The following is a 6,156-nucleotide window of genomic DNA, read 5'->3' as shown; positions in this document are numbered from 1 at the left end:
TGCAGTCGTTCCGGCCGGGCGCGCTGGAACGCATCGGCTTCGGGCCTTCGGAGCTTGCTGCGCTGCGTCCGGGCCTGGTGATCGCCGACTTGAGCGCGTACGGGTGGGAAGGCCCGTGGGCGCGGCGCCGCGGGTTCGACAGCCTGGTCCAGATGTCCAACGGCATGGCGTGGTCCCCGGACGGGCCGTCCCCGCTGCCGGTCCAGGCGCTGGACCACGCGACGGGCTGGCTCACGGCGGCGGCGGTCATGACGGCGTTGCACCGCCAGGTCACCGACGGCGGCACCTGGCGCGCCCGGCTCTCGCTGGCCGGCACCGGCCGCTGGCTGGATTCCCTGGGCCGCAAGGATCCCGCGGCGGCCGAGGTGGACTACAGCGACCTGATGGAGGACGCGGACAGCGGGTACGGGCGGTTGACCCGGGTCCGGATGGCCGGCGGGTTGCCGGGCGCGGAACCGCACTGGGACTTCGGGACGCGGCTGCCCGGTGTCGACAAACCGACCTGGACTCCCTAGCGCCGCCGAAGGCGGTCGCGCAAGCCCCGCTTCGGCTTCGGCAGGTGGCCGCCCCCGATCAGCCACGTCGCGAACTCGTCCGCGTACGCCCCGGACCGCTCGGTGTCCCGCTTCGGCCGGAAAGCGGTGAACTCCGCGAACAGCGGCCCGAACCGGTCCCCGAGCGTCTCCGCCAGTTCCGGGCGCTGATACGCCAGCACCCGGCCGTGCTTGCGCCGCAGCACGTTCGCTTCGACGCGAAGCCGCGAAGCGTCGAAGCCGGGCGGGACCGGGCCGTCCGCCAGCAGTGCGTGCAGCAGCTCCGCCTGGCGCCGGGCCAGCTCCGGGCGGCTCACGGCGTCACCGCCGCTCGCAGGGCCGCCAGCTCCGCCGCCAGCTCGTCGTCCGGCGGGTAGTCGTCGTCGCGCTCCAGCAACACTCCCGGCGGGTCCGTGCGGCGGCGGAGTTCCGTCAGCAGGGACAGCACCTCCGGCAGCACCGGGTGCGCGTGGGTGTCGTGGTAGACGCCGTCGCGCTCGACGCCGCCCGCCATGTGGACGTACGCCAGCCGCTCCCAGGGGATTCCGTCGAGGAACGCCGCCGGGTCGGTGCCGATGTTGCGGGCGTTGGCGTAGAGGTTCGCGACGTCGATGATGAGCCGGCAGCCGGTCCGCTCGGTCAGCTCGGTGAGGAACTGCTCCTCGGTCAGCTCGGCGTCCGGCCAGTCGAGTACCGCGGCGATGTTCTCCAGCGCGAACGGGACGTCCACGATGGACTGGGCCAGCCGGACGTTCGCCACCAGTACTTCCAGGGCCTCCTTCGTCCGCGGCACCGGCATCAGGTGCCCCGAGTCGAGCCCGCCGGCCCGCACGAAGCACACGTGGTCGCTGACCAGCGGCGCGTCCAGGGCCCGCGCGATCTCCGCGAGGTGCTGGACACGGCCCGTGTCGAGCGGCTCGGCGCCGCCGAGGGACAGCGAGACGGCGTGCGGCAGCACCGGCAGGCCACGACGCCGCAGCGCCACCAGCGTCTCCGGGAGGTGGTCCGCGTGCAGGTTCTCGGCGACGACCTCGACCCAGTCCACCCCCGGCAGGCGTGCGATGGACAGGTCGAGCTCGTGCCGCCAGCCGATCCCGATGCCCAGCTCACCCACCGCAGCCCCCTCCACCGCACGACGAACCACACGAAGAGCCGCTCGAGCACGACGACCCGCTGCTGCACGACGACCCCGACGAGCCACCACCGCCGAACGACGCGGCCGGCGGCATCAGCGCCGCGCTGATCTCCTCGTCCGGGTACATCGCCCAGCCGCCCAGCGCGACCGCGGCCGCCGCGCCGCCGAGCAGCACGCCACCGGCCAGCATCCCGGCCGGGACCGGCCCGGACGCCGCCGCGCGCGCCTGGCCGAGCACGCGGTGGCCCGCGGCCGACGGCTGCCGGGCACCGGTCTTCGTCCGTCGCACCGCGGCGACCACCGTCAGCACGGCCGCGACCAGCACGAGGAAGACCAGGATCCCGACCGGACGGCCGAGCGACATGCCGTTGACCAGCCGTGCGACGCCCAGCACCAGCAAGGCCAGCTGCAGGACCACCCCGAACGTCCTGGCCTGCCGCAACGCGGCGGTGGACGACAGCAGGCCCTGCCGGTCCAGGCTGTCCTCCAAGGCGCGCATCGCCGCGGAACCGCGGACGTGCGCGCGGATGGCCGAGGTCGTCGTCGTCAGCTTCGCCACGTCGAAGACCGCCTGCTCCAGCGGCTCGGACGGCCGGATCCCGGCCTGGCTGACCTGCTTGGAACTGTTCACCCGCAGCCGGCCGCGGTCCACCAGCGCCGCGACCGCCGCGTCGGCCGCCCGGTCGGGACCGCCGGCCAGGTAGGCGAGCTGGTAGACGGTCGGCGGCGGCCCGGGCCGGGCCTGGTCGGCCCGCAGTGCCCGGGCGCCGGCGAGCCTGGACACGACGAGCCGGACCAGCAGCATCGCGCCGAGCAAGACGATGTAGAGGACCACGAAATCCGGTCCGGAAATGCCCCACGGGTCGGTCATCGCCCGTCTCCCCTCAGTGTGTCGCGGTTACCGTAGCTGTGAGACGCAAGCGCTCGCGTCGGCGTTTCAACCGCCGCAGCCTCCGCCGCCACCGCCTCCGCAGCCACCGCCGCCGCCGCACGAGCTGCTTCCGCCACCACCGCAGCCTCCGCCCCCGTAGTAGCCGGCGGCCGCGCCGCCGCCGGCGCTCGCCCAGTGGGTGCTGCGGGGACGGCGGTATACCTGCGCGGCCGCCTGCCGGACGGCCCGGCCGACGGCCAGCCGGACGTCCTTGTCGGGGTGCCCGCCGAGGCCCTGGGACGCGACGGTGCCGGCCGCCCCGGCCGTGAGCGTCCCGGCGCGACGGGCTTTCTCCGCGGCGGCCCGCCCGGCGGCGGTGATCTTGACCTGCGGCCGGTTCGCGGCACCGACTGTGGTGACGATGGCCGCGACGGTGTTCAGCACCAGCAGCAGGATCAGATAGCCGACCGGGTGGCCCGAGGCCGACCCGGCGATCAGCCGGGACACGCCGAGCACGCCCAGCGCCCAGTAGGCCACCGCCGTGGTCGCCCAGACCAGGCGGACCGCCCGGACGTCGGTCAGCAGGCCGCGGGCGGCCAGCCCGGCTTCCAGCCCGGCCACCGAGGAGTGCTGTCCCACGTCGTCGGCCACCCGGGTGACCGAATTCCCGGTTTTGCCGACGTGTACGAGCGCGGCGCGGCCGAGGTCGTCCGGCGCCGTGTCGCGGACGCGATGCAGCTTGCCGGTGCTGTCGATGCGGATGATCTGCCGCTCCAGCAGCGTCGCGACGACGAATTCGCCGAGCCGGTGACGCCCGCCGGTCAGCAGCGCGAATTCCTCGGGTCGCTCTGGCGCGGCTGCGCCGTCCCCCTGTGACAGCCGCCTGGCGCGCATCGCGCCGTACAACGCCACCGCCAGCATCAGGCCCAGGTAGAGACCCGTGAACACCGGTCCGGGAATGCCCCAGGTGTCGGTCATGAGTCCGCCCTCCCTCGTCCGTGTGCGGAGACCACGTTCGAGGAAGGGCGGCCGGTTGCTCCCTTAAGGAGGATTTAGGCTGGCGGTTTTTACGACTCGGGGACCAGCTTCAGCGAGATGGAGTTGATGCAGTACCGCTGGTCGGTCGGGGTCGGGTAGCCCTCGCCCTCGAAGACGTGCCCGAGGTGGCTGTGGCACGAGCCGCAGAGCACCTCGATCCGCTTCATGCCCATGGCGCGGTCCTCGCGCAGCAGCACGGCGTCGGAGTCCGCCGGGTCGAAGAACGACGGCCAGCCGCAGTGGCTCTCGAACTTCGTGTCACTGCGGAACAACTCGGCACCGCACGCGCGGCACTCGTACACGCCGGTCGTCTTGGTGTCGGTGTACTCACCGGTGAATGGCCGCTCGGTCCCAGCCTGGCGGAGCACGGCGTACTCGTCCGGGCTGAGCTGCGCCCGCCATTCCTGTTCGGACTTCACGACGCGCGGGGTAGCGCCGACAACGGGTTTCATACCTTTCACCCGATCCACGTTACGCCGCGAGCCAGGCGAGGGCGTGCACCACGATGTCCCATGCGGCCACGATCACGCCGAGCACGATGAGCACGACGATCAGGGCGGACACCCAGTAGCGCAGCCCGCCGAGGCGGTTGCTGGAGTCGGCGAAGTCGGCGACGCCGTCCAGCGCGGCCTCGATGGTGTAGTTCGGGCCGCAGCGTTCGATGCGGTCGAGGTGCTCGGCGAACGCGCGCGCCTCCGGGTCGTACGGGTCCAGGCCGACCAGATCCTCGTGGAAGCGAGGATTCTGGCCCGGCAGCGAAGCTCCGTCGTCGGCCATACCACCACGGTAGGCCATCCGCGCGCGTCAGCCCACCAGCGGCGCGTTAAGTCTCACTGGCCGGAGGTCGAGGACTGCGGGCCGAGCCTGGTGTCGGCGTCGATGAGCATCTGGCCGCCGACCGTGACGATCCGGTAGCCGTTGCGCTGGCCGTTGACCGTCAGGTTCATGGTGATCGAACCGTCGCTGTTCCCGCCGCCGCTGTCGGCGCGGGCGGTGGTGTAGTTGGGGGCCTTGTTGTTCGCCCAGTAGTCGGTGAAGGCCTGCTCGCTGCCGTACACCTGCTGCGCGGCCGGGGTCAGCTTCGACCAGCCACCCGCGGGGTTGTCGTAGAACGCGGTGAGCGCGCGGCCGGCGGCACCGTAGTCGGTGATCCGGCCTTCCGATGGCGTCTGGCCCAGCTTGCCGGCCGCGTTCGCGGCACTGCTCGAGCTGTTGGTCTTGGACGTGCTCTGGCCCGCGGTGGGCTGGCTGCCCGGTGACTGGCCGGCCTGGTTGTTGGCCGCACCCCCGCCGCCACCCGAGTTCAGCACCAGGAACACGATGACCGCGACCACGACGACCGCGGCGCCGCCCCCGGCGAAGAGTGCGTACTTGCGCTTGTTGTCCGCTTTGGGGGTGTTCGACGAGTACTGGGGTGCCCTGGCCGTCGGCGAGGCCGCGGGCATCGGTCTGGGCGGGGTGTTCGGCGGCGCGGCGGGCGACCGCATCGGCATGAACGCCGCGGTCGGGCGCGGCGGGTTCGACGGCGTCTTGGCCGCGGGGACGGGCGTGCCGACCGGCGGCGACGAGGGCGCCTGGTTCTCGGTCCGCTGCCACGGCGGGCGCTCGCCGCCGTCCGCGGGTGCGGCGGGCTTGCGGCCCGCGCCGCCGGCGAGCAGCGGCGGCGACGCCGTCATGCCGCCCGGCTCGGTCTTGGCCAGCGCGGCCAGCCGTTCGCGGGCCTCGGCCATGCTCGGCCGCTCCGCCGGCTCGCTGCGCAGCAGGCTCATCAGCAGCGCCGTGGCCGCCCCCGCCTGCACCGGGGGGTTGATCTGGCCGTTCGCCGCCGCGTAGAGCAGCGCGAGCTGGTTGGTCGTGTTGCCGTACGGCGTGGTGCCCTCGATCGCCTGGTAGAGGGTCGCGCCGAGGGCGAAGACGTCGGAGCTGGGCACCGGGTCGGCGCCGCGGGCCAGCTCGGGCGCCAGGTAGGCGGGGGTGCCGCCGATCAGGCCGGTCGCCGTCAGCGTCATGTCGCCGGCCGCGCGCGAGATGCCGAAGTCGGTGATCTTCGCGGTGCCGGTCTCGTCGATGAGGATGTTGCCCGGCTTGACGTCGCGGTGCACGATCCCGGCGCGGTGCGCGGCCACCAGCGCGGACGCGACCTGCTCGCCGATCCGGGCGACCCGGCCGAGCGGCAGGGTGCCCTCCTCTGCCAGGATCGTGGAGAGGCTGGGCCCGTTCAGGTACTCCATCACCAGGCAGGGGTCGCCGTTGTGCTCGGCGATGTCGAACACCACGATGGCGTTCGGGTGCTGGAACCGGGCGGCGTTCTTCGCCTCGCGCATCGCGCGCTGGCGCATGTTGTCGCGTTCGGGCTCGGAGACACCCGGCTGCGGGAGGATCTGCTTGATCGCGACGGTGCGTTCGAGGCGCACGTCGGTCGCGCGCCACACCACTCCCATGGCACCGCTACCAATGTGCTCGACGAGGCGGTAGTGCCCCGCGATCAGCTGACCGGTGTCGATGGCGACTGCTCCTGACGAAATTCCCGGTGATGGTGGCCCTGCTCAGCGCGTTTCCGCTTCGCGCACCCGATCGAG

General features: G+C 72.9%; 8 protein-coding genes. 1 reads left to right on the top strand and 7 read right to left on the bottom strand.

Going from position 1 to position 6,156, the window contains the following annotated elements; translation table 11 throughout:
* A partial coding sequence (locus CF165_RS34895) for a CoA transferase (protein WP_205661050.1) occupies positions 1-515 on the top strand: 515 nt, incomplete at its 5' end.
* On the opposite strand, the gene CF165_RS34890 is transcribed toward CF165_RS34895, so the two are convergent.
* The 7 genes from CF165_RS34890 to CF165_RS34860 form a co-directional block, all read right to left on the bottom strand.
* Positions 512-850 carry an SCO6045 C-terminal-like domain-containing protein gene (locus tag CF165_RS34890; RefSeq protein ID WP_093951841.1) on the bottom strand — a complete coding sequence of 113 codons (339 nt, stop codon included), beginning with the start codon at positions 848-850 and terminating at the stop codon, positions 512-514. The two genes, CF165_RS34895 and CF165_RS34890, sit on opposite strands and share 4 nt — an antisense overlap.
* Positions 847-1,647, bottom strand: a complete 801-nt coding sequence (locus CF165_RS34885) for an MbnB/TglH/ChrH family RiPP precursor modification enzyme (RefSeq protein WP_093951840.1) — start codon at positions 1,645-1,647, stop codon at positions 847-849. The genes CF165_RS34890 and CF165_RS34885 overlap by 4 nt, the downstream gene beginning before the upstream one ends.
* A complete protein-coding gene (locus tag CF165_RS34880) occupies positions 1,640-2,539 on the bottom strand; it encodes a TIGR04222 domain-containing membrane protein (protein WP_093951839.1) in 900 nt (299 codons plus the stop codon). The genes CF165_RS34885 and CF165_RS34880 overlap by 8 nt, the downstream gene beginning before the upstream one ends.
* A gap of 66 nt (positions 2,540-2,605) precedes the next feature.
* The gene (locus CF165_RS34875; RefSeq protein ID WP_093951838.1) at positions 2,606-3,517 is read right to left on the bottom strand and encodes a TIGR04222 domain-containing membrane protein; all 912 of its coding nucleotides are present in this window, start codon (positions 3,515-3,517) and stop codon (positions 2,606-2,608) included.
* Between the two features lie 89 nt (positions 3,518-3,606).
* Complete coding sequence (msrB, locus tag CF165_RS34870) at positions 3,607-4,029, bottom strand: peptide-methionine (R)-S-oxide reductase MsrB (RefSeq protein WP_093951837.1); 423 nt, start codon at positions 4,027-4,029, stop codon at positions 3,607-3,609.
* 19 nt (positions 4,030-4,048) lie between these two features.
* Positions 4,049-4,354 (bottom strand): hypothetical protein, encoded by a 306-nt coding sequence (locus CF165_RS34865; RefSeq protein ID WP_205661049.1) that lies wholly within the window; start codon positions 4,352-4,354, stop codon positions 4,049-4,051.
* A 53-nt stretch (positions 4,355-4,407) separates the two neighbouring features.
* On the bottom strand, positions 4,408-6,066 hold the full coding sequence (locus CF165_RS34860; protein WP_093951835.1) for a serine/threonine-protein kinase: 1,659 nt from the start codon (positions 6,064-6,066) through the stop codon (positions 4,408-4,410).
* Positions 6,067-6,156: the final 90 nt, after the last annotated feature.

The sequence above is a fragment of the Amycolatopsis vastitatis genome (genome assembly GCF_002234595.1).
GTDB lineage: Bacteria > Actinomycetota > Actinomycetes > Mycobacteriales > Pseudonocardiaceae > Amycolatopsis > Amycolatopsis vastitatis.
This window is presented reverse-complemented; position numbering and strand designations above follow the sequence as displayed.

Coding starts and splice junctions, on each gene's coding strand:
- CF165_RS34880 (WP_093951839.1), bottom strand. CDS start 2,539: ATGACCGACCCGTGGGGCATTTCCGGACCGGATTTCGTGGTCCTCTAC.
- CF165_RS34875 (WP_093951838.1), bottom strand. CDS start 3,517: ATGACCGACACCTGGGGCATTCCCGGACCGGTGTTCACGGGTCTCTAC.
- msrB (WP_093951837.1), bottom strand. CDS start 4,029: ATGAAACCCGTTGTCGGCGCTACCCCGCGCGTCGTGAAGTCCGAACAG.
- CF165_RS34865 (WP_205661049.1), bottom strand. CDS start 4,354: ATGGCCGACGACGGAGCTTCGCTGCCGGGCCAGAATCCTCGCTTCCAC.